Raw genomic sequence first — 15484 nt, 5'->3', positions numbered from 1 at the left:
ACACCTAAACGGCTATACAATAAAAATACTTTTCGCGTAATCCGGCTGAGTTTTCTGCTTTTCAATCACCCCAACAGCCATTACGGTGGCGATAATTAAATCCATCCTGCCTGTCGCTTTTTCCTTGGATAATTTACGGTTACCAGCGTCATCCGAAACAGCCACCGCATTACCGGCGCACCAATTAAGTACTGGATGCCCTGGATGTACAATCTCATGATTAAGGAGCATAGTTTCAAACTTCTCAATCGCAGGGGTCATATCTTTAAACCCCTGCCCAAAAGCCACCATCTCCGGCAGCGTTACACCTGAATCATTAGCACTCTGTACAAAGTCAACAATGCGCCAGCGGTCATAAGCCACACACTGCACATCGAAAAAATCACATAAAGCCGAAAGCTTTTGCGCAACCATGAGCTTACTCACTGCTGCACCCGGAGTAGTCTCAAGAAAGCCTAGTGTTTTCCATTGCGAATATGGCACACCGTCTTTCTTTTCTTTGTCCGCAATATTTTCGTCAGGTACCCAAGCAAACGGCACTATCAGCCATGGCTCACCCTCCTCAATTGGCTCTACAACAAAAACCAACCCTGTCAAATCGGTTGTACTTGATAAATCCAACCCACCCCAAGCACGCCGCCCGCGCAGTGTGCGCCAATCAAAATCTAGTTTTTGCTCTTTCCATACATCTATACTAATCCACGGATTTAGCGCACCTACCCATTCGCAAAAATTTAAACGTCTTACAATTGATTCCTTACTTGGCATTCCTCGCGCACCTATAATCTGCCCGCGTAGGTATTTCATTCCGGGTAGGTCTGATTCTTGCAAGGAGGGGTTGGACTTACACCAGCAAGATTCATCCTCAAGCGGGTCATCCCCTTCGTCTAATGAGCAAATGTAGGAAAAGAAGCTGTCATCAATAATTTCACCCGATGCCACTTTTACACCATACTCGTGGTATTCCCAGCAAGGAGAATGCTTATCCGCTCCACTATTAGTAATAGCGAGGATTAGTGGGTTCTTGCGACTCTTCGTGCCCGCTTTTAGCATCTCAAAAACAATATTAGTCTTATGCTCGTGCAACTCATCAATTAACCCAATATGCGGGCGTGGCCCAGACTGCCCATCATCAGAACTGATTGGCCGAAAAAATGAATTTTTCTTTAAATATGCCAGATTCCATTCTTTCCCCTTACCCCCACTCGTTGATATGCGTTTAGCCAATTCTGGAGATTGCTCAACCATTGCAACAGCATCACGAAATAAAATCATTGCCTGATCTTTTTTGGTTGCTGCTGCATATATTTCTGCACGAGGCTCATCATCAACAATCATCCCTGCCAATCCAATGCCAGCGGCCAAAGGGGATTTACCAGAACCTTTACCGGTCTCTATATATGCTTGATTAAAACGCCTCGCTCCATCTGTGGTTTTCCACCCAAAGAGGCTGCTGATAATAAAACACTGCCAAGGCAAAGGAATAAATGGCTTACCCTCGTAATCCCCACCATTAAGCTTTAGTACCTTGCAGAAAAAGCGTATATACTTTTCCGCTTGCTCGGAATCAAAAAAAAGACCACGCTTGTGGCCTTGTTCTAAATCATCCAAATGTCGCTTACAGGCATTTCTAATATCCGGACCCGCAATTAGTTTCCCGGATACAACATTTTGCGCATATTGAGTAGCACTATCCAAAGAACTCTTGCATTGGGTCTTCTTTGTTTTCCTCTCCATCATTGGTTACCTGAATTTTTGACCTCGCGGCCGGAGTTAATCCAAACTCAACAAGATAGGATTTAAATTGCGCATCAGCCGCGCGCAACTGATTAACAGCAGGATTATTTTTAATCAGTGTATTGCCATTTGCATCAACGGTTTTATATATCCGTCCATCCTTTTTTATTAGTTCGCGCGCCACCAAAATATCAGCATAGCAATCACACAAACGTTCCAAAGCAAGCACATCAGCCATTGTTAGAACGCCCATGTCATCCAAAATGACAACCAACCTGTCCCACGCATACCGTGCCTTAGCCGATAGGTGTTTTGGGCATTCAGTATCAAATTTTGCCGGTTTTGGCTCATTTTTATTAATAGCTCTTTTGCCCGGATTCCCCTTAACAAGCTTGAGTGCCGTAGGTGTTGGTCGTCTACCGCCCATTCTTCAGGCTCCTAAAAAAAATATCCATTTCGCGGTTGCGCAAACAGAGGGAAGCCGGCGGTCAAATAGCGAGCCCCTTCGCCAGTTTTCCCACCCCCCCCTGTATGTGTTGTTTTATGCAACTCAAATCCATTAAAAAAGATAACAAATTTCTTGACAATAACTAAAATTTATGAACCATTATATAGGATAGCCATCCAATCCGATTACCGGCCGACGCCTCCCTGTTCGCTCCTCATGCTGCTTAGTGCTGTCGTGATGCAGCTTACATAATGACTGCCAGTTACTCCTTGACCAAAATAACTTTTGATCGCCATTGTGTGGCTTAATATGATCCACTACAGTCGCTGGTGTAACCATGCCTTGCGCATTACAGTAGACGCATAAAGGGTGCTCCTTGAGCCATCTGGCACGCTCCTTGCGCCATTTATGCCCGTAGCCACGCTGCGCACTGGTTTTACCCTCTCGCCATTCTTTTGCCATGTTAATTAATCCCTATATGAATGACTATGGACATCCTGCGCACTTACAGATGAACCAATATCTTTCAATGCAGTCTTAATCTTGCTTATTAATTGCTCCAATTCCTCAAAATCGCCAAATGCCATTGAAACATCTTTAACATCATTCTCAATCTTTTCGCTGTATCTGGCTTTTAACTTATAGTCATTAAATATCTTGGCATCCAAGCCCAAGAATTCACCATCCTTACCTATCTTGGCATCAATCTGGTATTTATCTGGGAGAGGAGTAGGAGCTGGCATCCTTGGAATATGTCTCATATTTAACCCCCCATTCTAAAATCTCTAGGTAAAATAAAAACCAGCCGTATAGGCTGGTCATAAATACCCAAATAAAAAACCCGCCAAGGAGCAGGCGGGTAAAAAATAGCATGATAAAAGATAAACAAAAAAAGGAGAAAGATGTTAATGCCTTTCTTCAGGGCGCAAAAAAACTGCCAACAAAAGAAAGGCAAATTAACGGTGCTTTTACAAGGGAAGCATACCTATACTGTATATTAGCATTATATTTAAGATATCCATTTTTATCAAGTTGTTACTTAAAATATTTATTAAAATTTTGGTCATGTTGTAAATAATCCCAAAAAACTATCAACGCCCTTTCGACATCTCTATACCACGTACTGCTGTTTTTACGGGTGCGTTGATTTTTTTGAGCTGCCGCACGCCCAGAACGTTTAAAATATGGGCTTATATAAGCATACTGAACTCTTAGAATAGCAAATGCTTCCCTATTGTTATTAGCTATTTTAAATAAAGCTCTTTTGACCATATCAAACACTTCTGGCGGATAGCGCAATACAAAAGCCGTTTTACTCTTGTCAATACCGCTTTTATATTTCCATTCAATGCTTCTGCAATGCCCTTGCCTTACAATATCCCTCATCGCCCGCTCATATGCTTTTAAAACGTCTTCAGCAGCATCTATGCTACATTTTGATAACATAAGTCCCTCCTATCAGTGAACTTAACATCATTTTCAGCTCCCCATGCTGTTATATATTCAATCAGACTAGCCATGCGCTTAACCCCCATCTGCGCAGTTGATTCCCTCAGATTTATAATCTCTCCCTCAAGCCCTATTGCCATCTCCGCCTGCCCTCCTGTGGCGATTCGATGACCACTTACAAAAATCATCTTCCACTGCTCAATACTCAGTTTTTTGCCATTGAAAGTCTTCTGTTTGGCAATATCTCCCAGCATGGCATGCAGCTTTGCATTCTGATCATCTGATCGGGTAATGCTTCGCACTTCAATAAAAATTTCATCGTGAGCATTCAGTAATTCACCAGAAAACTCCCACGCCAGCCTCATTACATCCCGTTTATTTTTTTTGTTAATTCTGCGTTTGAATCTTTCAGTCATAGCAATGCCCGCCTTTTTTCTTTGTATAGCCTTTCTATCTGGCGTAAATCGTCTTTTGTATAGTGGCGTGGCGCGTTATCAGACTCTAGTGCTTCTACAGCCTCCAATCCAATACGCTCAAGCAGACTGATACGATAGTTAACATGATTGCCACTTAAATAATTGTTGCAACGCTTACATTGACCATGGCAGTTATCTTCATTAAAGCGTAGATTAGGTGCTGAGCCTACCGAACGATAATGCCCTGCATCATAGCCATTAGGGGCATCTGGCAAGGGCTTACCGCAGCTAATGCAAGGCTGGTGCTTATCTCTCATTCTAATAAAGGCATTAAACACCGCTTGCGCCCGCTTCGTAAGCTGCGGTATGGTCTCTAAAGCGTGCTTACGGGCTTTTATAACCGCCCTTTCCTGCCGTTTTGCAGCCGCCTGTGCTTTTTTGTTGGCAATCTCTCGTTTTTGCTTATTCAAGGCTATAGCGCAAGCTGAGCTGCAAACAATCTGTAATGCCCGGTGCTTTTCAAACTCTGCGCCACACCAGCGGCATTTGCGTTTGGGTGGTTTTCGTAGCTGTTTCATTTTCACCATCTCCGCAATGTCCGTAATCCGTTTTCAATCGTATCTGGCTCAATTTCAAAACCAGCAAATCGGCATACCGCTTCAAAATCTCGACTTGTGAAATAATCCATCTCCTGACGTATCGCCCATTCGAGATTTTTGGCTTTTGTGTTGGCTATTCTTTCGCGTACGTCTCTAAGTGCGTAAAGAATAACCATCGACCATAAACGTTGGCATGCTTTTGCTTGTTCTTTACTAGCCACCAGATCAATGTCCATTTCAGTCTCAATCTCATTCATTTGTTTATTTCCGCCTTTCCATCTGCATAAGTTCTTGGCAGCGTTTTTTGTGTTCTGCATCTTTTCTAGCTATCCACTCTTCCCGCGCCTTTCTCAATTCGTCTTCTACGGGCTCAAATTTGCCTTTTGGGCATTCCCTGCAATAAGGGAAATATCTCCATATCTCATCAAACCGACACCAGCCCCAACCGCCCTTCCTTGTCATCTCATCGGCAACATATTCGCCTTTATTATTTTTTCGTTTCAGCATCCAATGACGACAAGCTACGCAAGTGTTTTTATCCACGATACGACCCCCAGTTAAAACCAAGAATTAAGCCGCCACCCTCTTTTAGCCTATCGAAAAGACGTTCACCTAATGCCTCTTTAAGCTGGTTTATATTCAGATTGCTTATGAAAATTGTCGGCTTCATGTTCTGATAGCGAGTATTAACGACATCGAATAACGCGCGACTTTCTGCATCGGTTCCCGATTGAATGCCAACCTCATCAATAATCAGCAGGTCATAATTTCCAAATGCTGTAATGATTTCTGTTTCAGTGTATTTAGCGTTGTAGCTCTTCGATTCTCTAACCAGCCTGTTAATTTCTGAAACGCTGGTAAAACGCGCTTTACCGCCATAGTGTTTAATGACACATAAAGCCATCGCGCTGGCGATGTGAGTCTTTCCTGTACCAGTATTGCCAAGCATTGTCATACAGCGCCCAGAATGCCCCTGAGGGCTGCTAAATTCAATCAAAAAAGCCTTGGCGTCGTTAATTACGTCTTGTTGCTCTTTGCAGCTCACCTGATAGCTTTTCAGCGTTTTGCCAAGAAAGCGTTTTGGAATGCCTGAATTGCCGATTAGCTCGTCAATCAGTTTGCTTTTACGTTCGGCAGCTTCTCGTAACTGCGCCGCTTTTTCGTCTGCAATGCGTTGTTGTTCACGTTCACGTTCGCACTCTGGGCATTTGGTAACGCGACCAGATTGATATTTCGTTTGCTGGTATTCGCCATGTGTGCTGCATGTGGCTGTGCTTTGTCCGGCAACCACAAACTGCGGGTGGTTGGCAAACATGCTGCCTACCGATGTCAATCCGCTTACCATGACAATCTTCCTCCCTCAGTGTGAACAGGCACGTCTTTAACGCTTGGCTTGTGCAGCTGAGAATGATTACTGCCTTGTAGCAACCATGACGCTTCAAACCCCTGCCAGCTTTTTTCTGCGCACAGTTGAATTACTCCCTCAAGCGTTAAGCCGGCTTTGGTCGCCTCCCGCTCAATTCGGCCTAGGGCTGACATGGTGAGCGGAGCCCTTTTTGTTTTCCGTACAGCAATAAAATCCTTGGCAACCTGTTTATTCACCCCCTTGTCTGTAAGCAAGGTTAGCCCCTCCTCCCATACCCCCAGTTTTTTTTCGACGGTGGTCTGTTTTTTTTCGTCGGCAGGTGGGGTGGTATATATATTTTTTATATTATTATTATTAACTATAAGTTCTTTGTTAGTAGTATTAGTATTTATTAATACGTCCGGATTTTCCCCGTCGGGGATTTTCCCCGTTTGGGATTTTCCCCGTTTGGGATTTTCCCCGTTTGGGATTTTCCCGATTGGGCTTTCATCATCAGATTCCGCTTGCTCCGGACAATCATCATCTTGTACAATTTGCGGTGCATCATAAACAAAATAATCAACCTCGCCAGTTGCTTTTCGTTTCATGATTACATAGCCTTTATCTTTTAGCTCTTTGAGCATTGTGTATAGCGCATCTGCTTTAGAATGTTTGCGACATCCTTTAGTTTCATTCTCAAGCGCTTTGATAATTACCGACCAGTTATCTGGCTTTGACAATAAAGTACATAGCAAGCCCCTAGCATCAAAGGACAACTCGCCGGCTTCAAAAATTTTATTATCAATTACAGTAAATTTATTTCCGCGCCTTGCTCTAATTACTGCCATAAATAGCCTCCATCTGTAATTGTTCACTGAGACCAATCGCAACCTCTGCTGCTGGTTTATTTTGATTCTTTAAAATCTGGTTTTCTCGAATTGTCATATTTATTTCCCCTATCAGGAAACACTATTAAAACCGCAGAAATATTTGTCAATTTTTCAATTTCTAACGCTTTTTTTGGGGGTACATTATTAATACCCCTTAACCAGCTACTTACAGTCCCTTTAGAGACTTTGAGCTTTCTTGCTAGTGCACTTTGGTTGCCAATCTTTCTAACGGCCTCCTGTATGTAAATGTTCATCTCTACCTCGCTACTATTATTAACTGCTAAGTCTATTTTAAATTGATACATAAGTCAATTAATAATGCACGACAAATTGTCCATTTTAGATGTACGCTTTACGTATTTTTAAAATAGGATATCTTTATGAAATATAATGTTGGAGCATGGGTAAAAGACGCCCGCCTAAATGCAGGGCTTAGCCAAGAAAAGCTAGCTTTTTCATTAGAAGTCAGCGGAAAAGCGACTGTTTCAGCATGGGAGAAAAATAAGAATTCACCACCATTTGAAGTTATGGTCAGAATTTCAGATATATGTTCTTACCCTTTACCTTACATTGAACCTAAAACATCTTCACCGACCTTAGAAAATGAACCTAGAAAAGGCTTTATCCAGTTTAAACTTCTTGACGTTAAGACTACCGCTGACGCAGGAGCAATAAATAGTGATTTTCCTGAACCGATTCAGTTAATTGAAGTATCGGAAGCTTGGGCTAAAAGAAATATTGGTGGTAATTTTAGTTCAATATCAATAGTAACAGCACAAGGAGATTCAATGGTTCCTACGTTCGAAAATGGCGATTTGCTGTTTATTGATGGTGCTGTGGATCTTTATTCTTCCGAGGGAATTTATGTTTTTTCGTCAACTATTGGGTTGAAAGTAAAAAGATTACAACGCTCAGTTAACGGGTCGCTGCGCGTAATTAGTGATAATAAAAACTACCCAGTTGATATTTTATCAAATGAAGAAATTGATGCGATTAAAATATGCGGCAAGGTTATTGCCATTCTTCGACTTGATAAAATCTAAAAGTATCTACCAAAAAATGTGGGTATAACCACAATTATTATAACTAATTTTTAATGTAAATCATATTGTTACGTCTTATTGCGTCTTTTATGTCAATTTTAAATTGACATCAATAGTCTATTATTAATATACTTAACCCATCGAACAAACACAGACACCGATGACCTCAGTATGAAAAAGAACTGGGGAAACGCAGCAAAAGGAGGTACAGGCTAGGTTGCCACGCTGCATAAGTTGATAGCGACAATGGATTGTTCATTGTTCTTTAAATAAGATGCTGAAAAATCTGAGACAAGTAATAAACGAGTTTAAAAATCGCAGCCCATTCTAACGAGTGGGCTTTAGTTTTTGAGCTTGATAACAAATGGAGGTAATACGCATGGATAACAGGGAACAAACGGCGCAACACTTAAAATTTTCGATTGCCTATTCATTTTGGTATGAAAAATTTATGTATAAGTTTTTCGGTCGACTAGATAAGTTGGCTGCGCTTATTTTGATGCTCGTGGCTATTTGCACGGTAGCTGGATTGTGTAGCGCAATAATATCCGGCCTCATAATTACTATCGTTGTGTTTTTTCAATTAACCATCAAAGCCGGAGTCAAATCTCAATCAGCAAAAGCAATTTATCATAAGTATAAATCGCTATATTTGCATTTTGATGATTATGATATTGAGGAGATTAAGGATAAATTTTCAGAACTAGATTTAAAGGACACTGATGAAGTAGGTGCTTTAGCCTACCCAGCTCAGCTAGCTGCCTTAGCGATGTTAGGGATGACACCAGCAAACGGTTATGCAGAAGTATCAAGGAATCTAAGCGTAAAAGAACAGTTAATCCTATTGTTTATAGGAGAAAGAATAGAGTATGAATTTTCAGAAATGCTTAGAGGTCAAATAAGATCAGCGTCATTGAAACAGGTTAAAGATAGCAACGCAAACTAAAAGGAGTTAATCATGATTGCAATAAGTATAGGTTATAGTTTCCCAGTCGCCCGATGGAGTAAGAATCAAGATTTTATTGTTCTGTTCTTTTCTACGCATAAAGGGGTAGTTATTAAAGCTGAAGATAATAGCCCGTACAAAATGGGAGAGTACAAGAACGACTGGGATTCGTGCGACAGTGAAAGCTGGCATACTTTAGAAGTAACAATTTCCGGATAACTTATCAATTCAAATGCATTCGATGAGTGCATTTGCGTGGATGAGTAGACAACGCCAGCTAATAGCTGGCTCTTTTTATTGGAGTTGAATAATGAGCACAGCTATACAACAGTTCAGGCGTGACGCACCTCGCCTGAGTGCTGAAAGCTTGGCTAAAAAGCAGGCCGAGCATGAAAAATTTATCAGTTACACACCAAAAAAACAGGCTCGACTTAAATTACGGGAATTTTACAAAGAATTCCAAGACTCAAGCGTTATAGACAAAGATTATAACTTTGACCCTATTGACTCTAAAACCTTAGATAAATTTGCCGACTTTTTAACACGCGAGTTGAAAGACATTAAAAACCCGCAGCAATTATCGAACACTAGTATTTTCGATGCGCTTCGGGATTACGGGGATTTTAAACAGGATGAACGTGAACAGTTACTCTCGGGCGGGTTGATTGAAGAAGCTAACACTAGATGGGATAGGGATTATCAATTCACTAAAACGGCCAAGTTTTTGGCTAGGGCGTTATACGCTGATCCTCCTGATTTTTCAAAAGTTAATGCTAAAGCTGCGGAACGTGAAAAGAAAAAGGAAGAAGCCCAAAAAGCAAAAATAATGAGCCAGCGGGCAGCTAGAACATACTTAAATGTCCCCTACACTGAAAGATGGACAGCAAAACAGCATGGAGCCAGATGGGATAAAGATGTAAAAAAATGGTATTTACCCGAGGGCGTAGAAATGCATGAGGATTTAAAACAGTATGCCTGTGATGAATGATTGGGTAGTAATTTAATACTGAATATTATTGTAACTATTGATATAGCCAGCTAAATGCTGGCTCTTTATTTTGGAGATATTTATGGAAACTACAACTATAACTTTGCAAGAGTTGGACGAAAAAGGTGCTTGTTTTGATGGATGTGAACTATTTGAAAGATATTATCCTAAAGGCAATGCTGATTATTGGGATGTTATTAAGAAATGCATAGCATTAGAAGAGTTTTGGGATATTAATTGGATACTTAGGGAGCTCGATTTTACATTACCAGATTTAGTATTAGACGAATTACCAGATGAACCTGTATTCGTTTATCCCGGCAAGGTAATCATTAAGGGTGATGTAAAAATAACTGGAAAGGTTCTTACTAAAGGCGGGTTAAATGTAATCGGCAAATTAATTGTTTGTGGGTATGCGCGTATATGGGGTAACACGAAAGCTGATGAAATCAACGTAAGTGATGAAGGTAGGATTTACGGTAGAGCTAATGGTGAAACAATCAACGTAAGCGATGAAGGTAGGATTTACGATGGAGCTTACGGGCAAGCAATCAACGTAAGCGATGAAGGTAGGATTTACGATGGAGCTTACGGGCAAGCAATCAACGTAAGCGATGAAGGTAGGATTTACGGTGGAGCTTACGGGCAAGCAATTAACGTAAGTGATGATGGTTATATTGACGGTTAGCCAATAGACTATAACCTACCCACTTCTAAAACTGATACTAACATGTCCAGCCTAGTGCTGGCTATTTTAATGGAGCTTGAAAATGAGTAACACCAACGCAATCCAAAAAGCCAAAGACATTAAATCATTTTTAAACAGCCCAGCTATTCAGAAAAAAATGCATGAGCTGGTTAATAAAAATACCGCCAGCTTTGCAACCTCAATCATGCAGATTGTAAATAATAATGAAATGCTTCTGAATGCTGATCAATTATCTATTTTTAATGCGGCGTGCATGGCGGCAACCTTAAATCTGCCAATTAATAACAGCTTCGGCTTTGCTTATATCGTCCCTTATCACAATAAGAAATCAGGACGTTTTGAGGCACAATTTCAGCTTGGTTACAAAGGATTAATACAATTAGCCCAGCGTTCAGAACAGTTTGAGCGTCTTGTTTCATTGCCGGTTTATGAAGCTCAATTAGTTGAGAAAGATTTAATTAACGGCTTTAAGTTTGACTGGTCGGTTGAACCTGATGAAAATGCAAAACCTATCGGTTTTTATGCATATTTCAAGTTAAAAAATGGTTTTACTGCCGAGCTTTATATGACAACTAGCCAGATTGATAATCATGCTAAACGCTACAGCCAATCATTTAAAAAGGGTTATGGCGTATGGGCTGATAATTATGAGCAGATGGCATTGAAAACAGTAACTAAATTGTTGTTGTCTAAATATGCTCCCTTATCTATTGAGTTGCAAAAGGCCGTTTTATCAGACCAATCAGTCATTAAGGACGTGACTGAGGATAAGTTTGATTACATAGACAATCAAAATACATCTCTGGATTTATCCATGCCAGTTAATGACGAGTTAATGCAAACGCTTGTAGAAAATATTACTACAGGAGAGGTAAGTAAGGAATCGGTATTAAACGGGGATTATCTATTTACACCCGAACAACGGGAAGTAATCGAGGGACTTTGAAATGAAAATAAGATGCTCAGCAATATCACTGATAATTGGGGATGGCCGGACTAAAGGCAATCCCCTTTCCGATACAGCTAAATCGTACTTGATCACCTTGGCAAAAGAAAACTTATACGGTGTTAAGAAATTTGATGGCAGTAAGGAAACAGTCAAGGGTAATTTACTTGAGGAGGCGGCTATAAAGGCAAGTGGAATGAAGCGCGGGCGGGAATTTTCTAAAAATACTACCCGCTTAGAAAATGACTGGATTACAGGCGAGTGCGATATTTACGTGCCGAGCGAACGGCTAATTATCGATACAAAGTGTTCATGGGATATGTTTACCCACCCTCGTTTTGTCGATGAGGCTCACAAGAAAGCTGAAAAAGCTGGATATACTTATCAGATGCAGGGTTATATGTGGCTTTATGATTGCGATAAAGCCGATATTGATTTTTGGCTATTCCCCTGCCCTGAAAACTTATTAAGTACTTACGACCGCGCGGAAGTGCTGATTGATGCGGTCGAGGATATTCCACTGCTTAAACGGGTTACTACTGTAAGGATAGAAAGAGATGAAAAGGTAATTGAGAAGATTAAGGAAAAAGTTGAAATTTGTCAGGAATATTATAACTCCCTGCTCGAGCAGGCGGCTTAAAAGGATAATCTATGTCTGTAAATAAAGTGATCCTAGTCGGTCGTTTGGGTCGTGATCCTGAAACTCGATATATGCCCAGCGGCGAAGCAGTAACCAATTTTGCTATTGCTACAGAAGAAAGATGGAAAGATAAAGCTGGACAGCCTCAAACCCGTACCGAATGGCACAATATTACCCTATTTGGAAAACTGGGGGAAATAGCCGGCCAGTATTTGCATAAGGGTAGTCAGGTATTCATTGAGGGTCGCATTCAAAGCCGTAAATACACTGGAAAAGATGGCATTGAACGTATTGCCTACGACATCATTGGTAATGAAATGAAGATGCTGGGCGACAGCAAAAACGCCTCTAATTCAGGGGGCAGTTATGATGCTGCCCCTACAGCTTCCAATCCGCCACCACCTCGCCGGCAAGAGCCACAGCGGGAACCAGCGTCTCCTCCTGTAGATGATATTGATGATTCCATTCCATTCTAGGAGAGGGATATGCCTACATGTAAATCTTGTAGTGAGCTGAAAGCTAAAGATGAGTTTTATGCAAGTAATAGAAATGTTTGCAAAGAGTGCATTAAAGAAAGAGTTCGCGCCAATCGGCTAAGCAATTTAGAGTATTATCGACAATATGACCGCAACCGCTCAAACAGACCGGAGCGTATCGCTGCTCGCAAAGCTTATGCACAAACTGAGGCGTATCGTGTGGCACATTTAAAAGCCGATAAGAACTGGAGAATATCTAATGCAAGACGAAAGTACGCAACTGGTGTTATTTCCAACTTAATTAAGTTAGGGCAGCTTACAAAACAACCTTGTTTAATTTGTGGCAGAAAAAGAGCAGAAGCCCATCACTTCGATTATGGGCTCCCTGAAAACGTCATTTGGCTTTGTGATCGGCACCATAAGGACGCGCATAAAATTGATAAAGAGATTAATCGGCAAATAAAATATTACGAACAAATGATTAAACAAAATGATGATAAAAGTAAGATAGCCGCCTAGTGCGGCTTTTTTTCGGAAAGGTTTTATTATGGCTACTTATGAATATTTGATAGATGGTAATGAATATAAGGTTGAGATAGATAAGGAATATGATTTGAACAATCCTGATAGCTTGCAGCTCCTTGCGGAAGTGATGGCTGAGGATTATCACTATAATCATGATGGCGGTTTATACAATGATTACCCTATTGAAATAACCATTACTCATAATGATAAAGATATTGCTACTTTTTACATTGAAGTTGAGTGGCAACCGTTGTTCTCAATATCTAGAATTGATGAGAATTAAAATATCAATAACACATAAACCAGCAACTAGCTGGTTTTATTTTTGGAGCTTGAAATGAACAACAATCGCAAAAATTTTGAACAGTATGTTCATAATAAAATAACTGCTGGAGACTATTTGTCCGAAGCCGAACTTTCGGATTGTGTCGACTTATTTGAGGTGCGTAGGGTAACAACTGGAGAAACCGCAGAAATAGTTGAGGTGGATAGTATTTTGTGTATTGGAGGTAGTTACTATTTACTACCTTGGCGTGAGCACAAATACGAAGGGTTATGGACATCTGATGGCAACCAACCGGAGCTCGTGGATAATGAGTAAATTTATAAAACTAAAAGAGATTAATGGACCTGAATTTCTAATTAATGTTGATTCCATACAGATAGTAGGTAAGGTTGGATCTACTCAGCTGCGTTTTTTGACTCATGATCGTATAGAGTTTATGAATGTTGAAGAGTCTTTTGAAGAGGTTAAAGATAAATTATGTGGGGGTGATGAAACTCTATGATAGCTTGGCACAAATACCCTGATGAAGAACCTCCCGCCGAGGGGGATAATGGAATTATTACAATTACAAAGAAATCTAATGGCTCAGTATCTGTTCACGCCCTAAGTTATGATGATGATATGAAGCAATTTTATTGGAACGGCTGTGATGGAGTTGGTTGGTTGCCTGCTTATATTTCAGATGAAAATATAACGCACTGGATTAATATCAATGAGCTGCCATTACCTTAACAAGGAGGTGAAATGGATAATTTTCTTAATTGGTATAGTTTTGAAAAAGATGGACCACCTAGAAAAGACGGTCCATGCCTTATCCATCTCGAAGGCACCACGCACACCAGATATGGAACTAAGCATTGGGCAAGGTTAGATATAGATTATTATTATCTAGGAAGCGCAGAATGGGAGTGGTGGGATCGTGGTGCGCGTGAGGATAGACCCACTATTACGATTACCCACTATATCCCACTATCTGAAATCCCTATGCCTAAATAACCCAGCCCGCTAACCCGCGGGGTTTAATTTTTGAGTTTGATAACAAATGGAATAATACTTATGGCTAAGGCAAAATATGGTTATCTTATTAGAGGTCATGACATTGTACATGACAATTTTAAAGACTGTTTAGAGTCTGACGAATCTATTTCTCCGGGGGATATTTTAGAAATTTATAAGTTGTCTTATGTGGACACTTTCCCCGTTGATGTAGATTCTTTGATGTGGCAAGCCGATGAAACATGGGGGTGGTATGGGACCGCAGCTTTGAATTGTAGTTATTTTACTGACCTGAATAGTGAGGAAGTAAATGACTTTAAAGTCGCTTTAGATAGAGTAACCAAAAAACACCTTGGAAATAATTACTATGTAAAAGGTGAGGATTTATTAGGGGCAGTAAGACTTTCAATTGAAGACATGGATTTTTATAAGAAGAAACAGAGGTTAAGCACAAATACTAAAAGGAAGATTCTATTGATTAAAAATAAGGTAGATAATTCAAATGTATAATTTTCTTACAATCAGCGGGCTTTAGTTTTTGGATTTAATAACAAATGGAGGTAAATTGAATATTAAATATGAATATATAGTAAACTTGGGTTGTTTTGGGAACCGAAATCCTAGCACATACACGATAGCAGTGAGTGCCTAACCTCCTGCCACCCTACCCGAGTTTAAAAATTGATAGAGAGATGCAAAGATGCTTTTAGAATATTTTGATGAGCCAAGCTTATCGTTAATTGCAGAAGCTGTTAGTAATGAGGAGTTCGAATCAGCTTTAAAAATGATTGATGAATATGAGGCGTTTCTGCAAGGGCAAGAGGATTTAGCTGCACAAATGGCAGAAGATGTGGGTGGGGTTCTGCCTCCTCAGGCGTTTGAATTTTTTGAGCAACACGCGGATGAGCAAATGCGGATCGCCGCAAGGTTGGAAAAATTAAGACAAGCAATACCGCAAAATTAATTTAGTTCAAATACCCGCTAACCAGCGGGTTTTATTTTATCTCTCACAGACAATGCAAATTGAAAGGAGTTAATCATGATT

Annotated in this window: 28 protein-coding genes; 16 read left to right on the top strand and 12 right to left on the bottom strand. The window is 40.5% G+C overall.

Going from position 1 to position 15484, the window contains the following annotated elements; translation table 11 throughout:
- Positions 1-12 precede the first annotated feature (12 nt).
- The 12 genes from BHC51_RS11385 to BHC51_RS11330 all read right to left on the bottom strand — a co-directional run bounded on the left by BHC51_RS11385 (position 13) and on the right by BHC51_RS11330 (position 7189).
- The gene (locus BHC51_RS11385) at positions 13-1698 is read right to left on the bottom strand and encodes a terminase large subunit (RefSeq protein ID WP_218966412.1); all 1686 of its coding nucleotides are present in this window, start codon (positions 1696-1698) and stop codon (positions 13-15) included.
- Positions 1691-2164 carry a phage terminase small subunit P27 family gene (locus BHC51_RS11380; protein WP_100154063.1) on the bottom strand — a complete coding sequence of 158 codons (474 nt, stop codon included), beginning with the start codon at positions 2162-2164 and terminating at the stop codon, positions 1691-1693. Before BHC51_RS11380 ends, BHC51_RS11385 begins: the two co-directional genes overlap by 8 nt.
- A gap of 180 nt (positions 2165-2344) precedes the next feature.
- On the bottom strand, positions 2345-2647 hold the full coding sequence (locus BHC51_RS11375; RefSeq protein ID WP_100154062.1) for an HNH endonuclease: 303 nt from the start codon (positions 2645-2647) through the stop codon (positions 2345-2347).
- A gap of 5 nt (positions 2648-2652) precedes the next feature.
- Positions 2653-2946: a hypothetical protein gene (locus tag BHC51_RS11370; RefSeq protein ID WP_100154061.1), complete on the bottom strand. Its 294-nt coding sequence runs from the start codon at positions 2944-2946 to the stop codon at positions 2653-2655.
- A 274-nt stretch (positions 2947-3220) separates the two neighbouring features.
- Entirely contained in the window at positions 3221-3631 is a 411-nt protein-coding gene (locus BHC51_RS11365) for a hypothetical protein (protein ID WP_100154060.1), read from the bottom strand.
- Positions 3610-4050 carry a recombination protein NinB gene (locus BHC51_RS11360; RefSeq protein ID WP_218966411.1) on the bottom strand — a complete coding sequence of 147 codons (441 nt, stop codon included), beginning with the start codon at positions 4048-4050 and terminating at the stop codon, positions 3610-3612. The genes BHC51_RS11365 and BHC51_RS11360 overlap by 22 nt, the downstream gene beginning before the upstream one ends.
- Positions 4047-4628 carry a recombination protein NinG gene (locus BHC51_RS11355; protein WP_100154059.1) on the bottom strand — a complete coding sequence of 194 codons (582 nt, stop codon included), beginning with the start codon at positions 4626-4628 and terminating at the stop codon, positions 4047-4049. The genes BHC51_RS11360 and BHC51_RS11355 overlap by 4 nt, the downstream gene beginning before the upstream one ends.
- Before the next feature lie 2 nt (positions 4629-4630).
- Positions 4631-4906 carry a hypothetical protein gene (locus BHC51_RS11350; RefSeq protein WP_100154058.1) on the bottom strand — a complete coding sequence of 92 codons (276 nt, stop codon included), beginning with the start codon at positions 4904-4906 and terminating at the stop codon, positions 4631-4633.
- Positions 4907-4910: 4 nt separating this feature from the next.
- Positions 4911-5192, bottom strand: coding sequence for a hypothetical protein (locus tag BHC51_RS11345; protein WP_143558848.1), 282 nt, complete (start codon positions 5190-5192; stop codon positions 4911-4913).
- A complete protein-coding gene (locus BHC51_RS11340) occupies positions 5185-5994 on the bottom strand; it encodes an ATP-binding protein (protein WP_100154056.1) in 810 nt (269 codons plus the stop codon). The genes BHC51_RS11345 and BHC51_RS11340 overlap by 8 nt, the downstream gene beginning before the upstream one ends.
- Positions 5988-6842 (bottom strand): hypothetical protein, encoded by an 855-nt coding sequence (locus BHC51_RS11335; protein ID WP_100154055.1) that lies wholly within the window; start codon positions 6840-6842, stop codon positions 5988-5990. The genes BHC51_RS11340 and BHC51_RS11335 overlap by 7 nt, the downstream gene beginning before the upstream one ends.
- A gap of 56 nt (positions 6843-6898) precedes the next feature.
- Positions 6899-7189 (bottom strand): transcriptional regulator, encoded by a 291-nt coding sequence (locus BHC51_RS11330; RefSeq protein WP_257384814.1) that lies wholly within the window; start codon positions 7187-7189, stop codon positions 6899-6901.
- 75 nt (positions 7190-7264) lie between these two features.
- Between BHC51_RS11330 and BHC51_RS11325 the strand changes: the two genes are divergently transcribed.
- The 16 genes from BHC51_RS11325 to BHC51_RS11250 all read left to right on the top strand — a co-directional run bounded on the left by BHC51_RS11325 (position 7265) and on the right by BHC51_RS11250 (position 15403).
- Positions 7265-7927, top strand: a complete 663-nt coding sequence (locus BHC51_RS11325) for an XRE family transcriptional regulator (RefSeq protein WP_100154054.1) — start codon at positions 7265-7267, stop codon at positions 7925-7927.
- A gap of 379 nt (positions 7928-8306) precedes the next feature.
- A complete protein-coding gene (locus BHC51_RS11320) occupies positions 8307-8873 on the top strand; it encodes a hypothetical protein (protein WP_100154053.1) in 567 nt (188 codons plus the stop codon).
- Between the two features lie 12 nt (positions 8874-8885).
- On the top strand, positions 8886-9092 hold the full coding sequence (locus tag BHC51_RS11315; protein ID WP_100154052.1) for a hypothetical protein: 207 nt from the start codon (positions 8886-8888) through the stop codon (positions 9090-9092).
- Positions 9093-9183: 91 nt separating this feature from the next.
- The gene (locus tag BHC51_RS11310; protein ID WP_100154051.1) at positions 9184-9861 is read left to right on the top strand and encodes a DUF5710 domain-containing protein; all 678 of its coding nucleotides are present in this window, start codon (positions 9184-9186) and stop codon (positions 9859-9861) included.
- A gap of 82 nt (positions 9862-9943) precedes the next feature.
- Positions 9944-10549 (top strand): hypothetical protein, encoded by a 606-nt coding sequence (locus BHC51_RS11305; RefSeq protein ID WP_100154050.1) that lies wholly within the window; start codon positions 9944-9946, stop codon positions 10547-10549.
- An 82-nt stretch (positions 10550-10631) separates the two neighbouring features.
- The gene (locus BHC51_RS11300) at positions 10632-11516 is read left to right on the top strand and encodes a recombinase RecT (RefSeq protein WP_100154049.1); all 885 of its coding nucleotides are present in this window, start codon (positions 10632-10634) and stop codon (positions 11514-11516) included.
- Between the two features lies 1 nt (position 11517).
- Positions 11518-12156: a translocation protein TolB precursor gene (locus BHC51_RS11295; protein WP_100153474.1), complete on the top strand. Its 639-nt coding sequence runs from the start codon at positions 11518-11520 to the stop codon at positions 12154-12156.
- A gap of 11 nt (positions 12157-12167) precedes the next feature.
- The gene (locus BHC51_RS11290) at positions 12168-12632 is read left to right on the top strand and encodes a single-stranded DNA-binding protein (protein ID WP_100154048.1); all 465 of its coding nucleotides are present in this window, start codon (positions 12168-12170) and stop codon (positions 12630-12632) included.
- Positions 12633-12641: 9 nt separating this feature from the next.
- The gene (locus BHC51_RS11285) at positions 12642-13151 is read left to right on the top strand and encodes a hypothetical protein (RefSeq protein ID WP_100154047.1); all 510 of its coding nucleotides are present in this window, start codon (positions 12642-12644) and stop codon (positions 13149-13151) included.
- A 28-nt stretch (positions 13152-13179) separates the two neighbouring features.
- Positions 13180-13440 (top strand): hypothetical protein, encoded by a 261-nt coding sequence (locus BHC51_RS11280; protein WP_100154046.1) that lies wholly within the window; start codon positions 13180-13182, stop codon positions 13438-13440.
- Between the two features lie 54 nt (positions 13441-13494).
- Entirely contained in the window at positions 13495-13758 is a 264-nt protein-coding gene (locus tag BHC51_RS11275; RefSeq protein ID WP_100154045.1) for a hypothetical protein, read from the top strand.
- Positions 13751-13945, top strand: coding sequence for a flagellar FlbD family protein (locus BHC51_RS11270; RefSeq protein ID WP_100154044.1), 195 nt, complete (start codon positions 13751-13753; stop codon positions 13943-13945). Before BHC51_RS11275 ends, BHC51_RS11270 begins: the two co-directional genes overlap by 8 nt.
- A complete protein-coding gene (locus tag BHC51_RS11265; RefSeq protein WP_100154043.1) occupies positions 13942-14175 on the top strand; it encodes a hypothetical protein in 234 nt (77 codons plus the stop codon). Before BHC51_RS11270 ends, BHC51_RS11265 begins: the two co-directional genes overlap by 4 nt.
- A gap of 12 nt (positions 14176-14187) precedes the next feature.
- A complete protein-coding gene (locus tag BHC51_RS11260; RefSeq protein ID WP_100154042.1) occupies positions 14188-14439 on the top strand; it encodes a hypothetical protein in 252 nt (83 codons plus the stop codon).
- Positions 14440-14499: 60 nt separating this feature from the next.
- The gene (locus BHC51_RS11255; RefSeq protein WP_100154041.1) at positions 14500-14949 is read left to right on the top strand and encodes a hypothetical protein; all 450 of its coding nucleotides are present in this window, start codon (positions 14500-14502) and stop codon (positions 14947-14949) included.
- A 190-nt stretch (positions 14950-15139) separates the two neighbouring features.
- A complete protein-coding gene (locus tag BHC51_RS11250) occupies positions 15140-15403 on the top strand; it encodes a hypothetical protein (RefSeq protein ID WP_100153421.1) in 264 nt (87 codons plus the stop codon).
- The last annotated feature ends 81 nt before the right edge of the window (positions 15404-15484 follow it).

The organism is Snodgrassella alvi (assembly GCF_002777745.1).
GTDB classification, from domain to species: domain Bacteria; phylum Pseudomonadota; class Gammaproteobacteria; order Burkholderiales; family Neisseriaceae; genus Snodgrassella; species Snodgrassella alvi_D.
The sequence above is the reverse complement of the archived record's forward strand: the minus strand, read 5'-3'. Positions and strand labels throughout refer to the sequence as shown.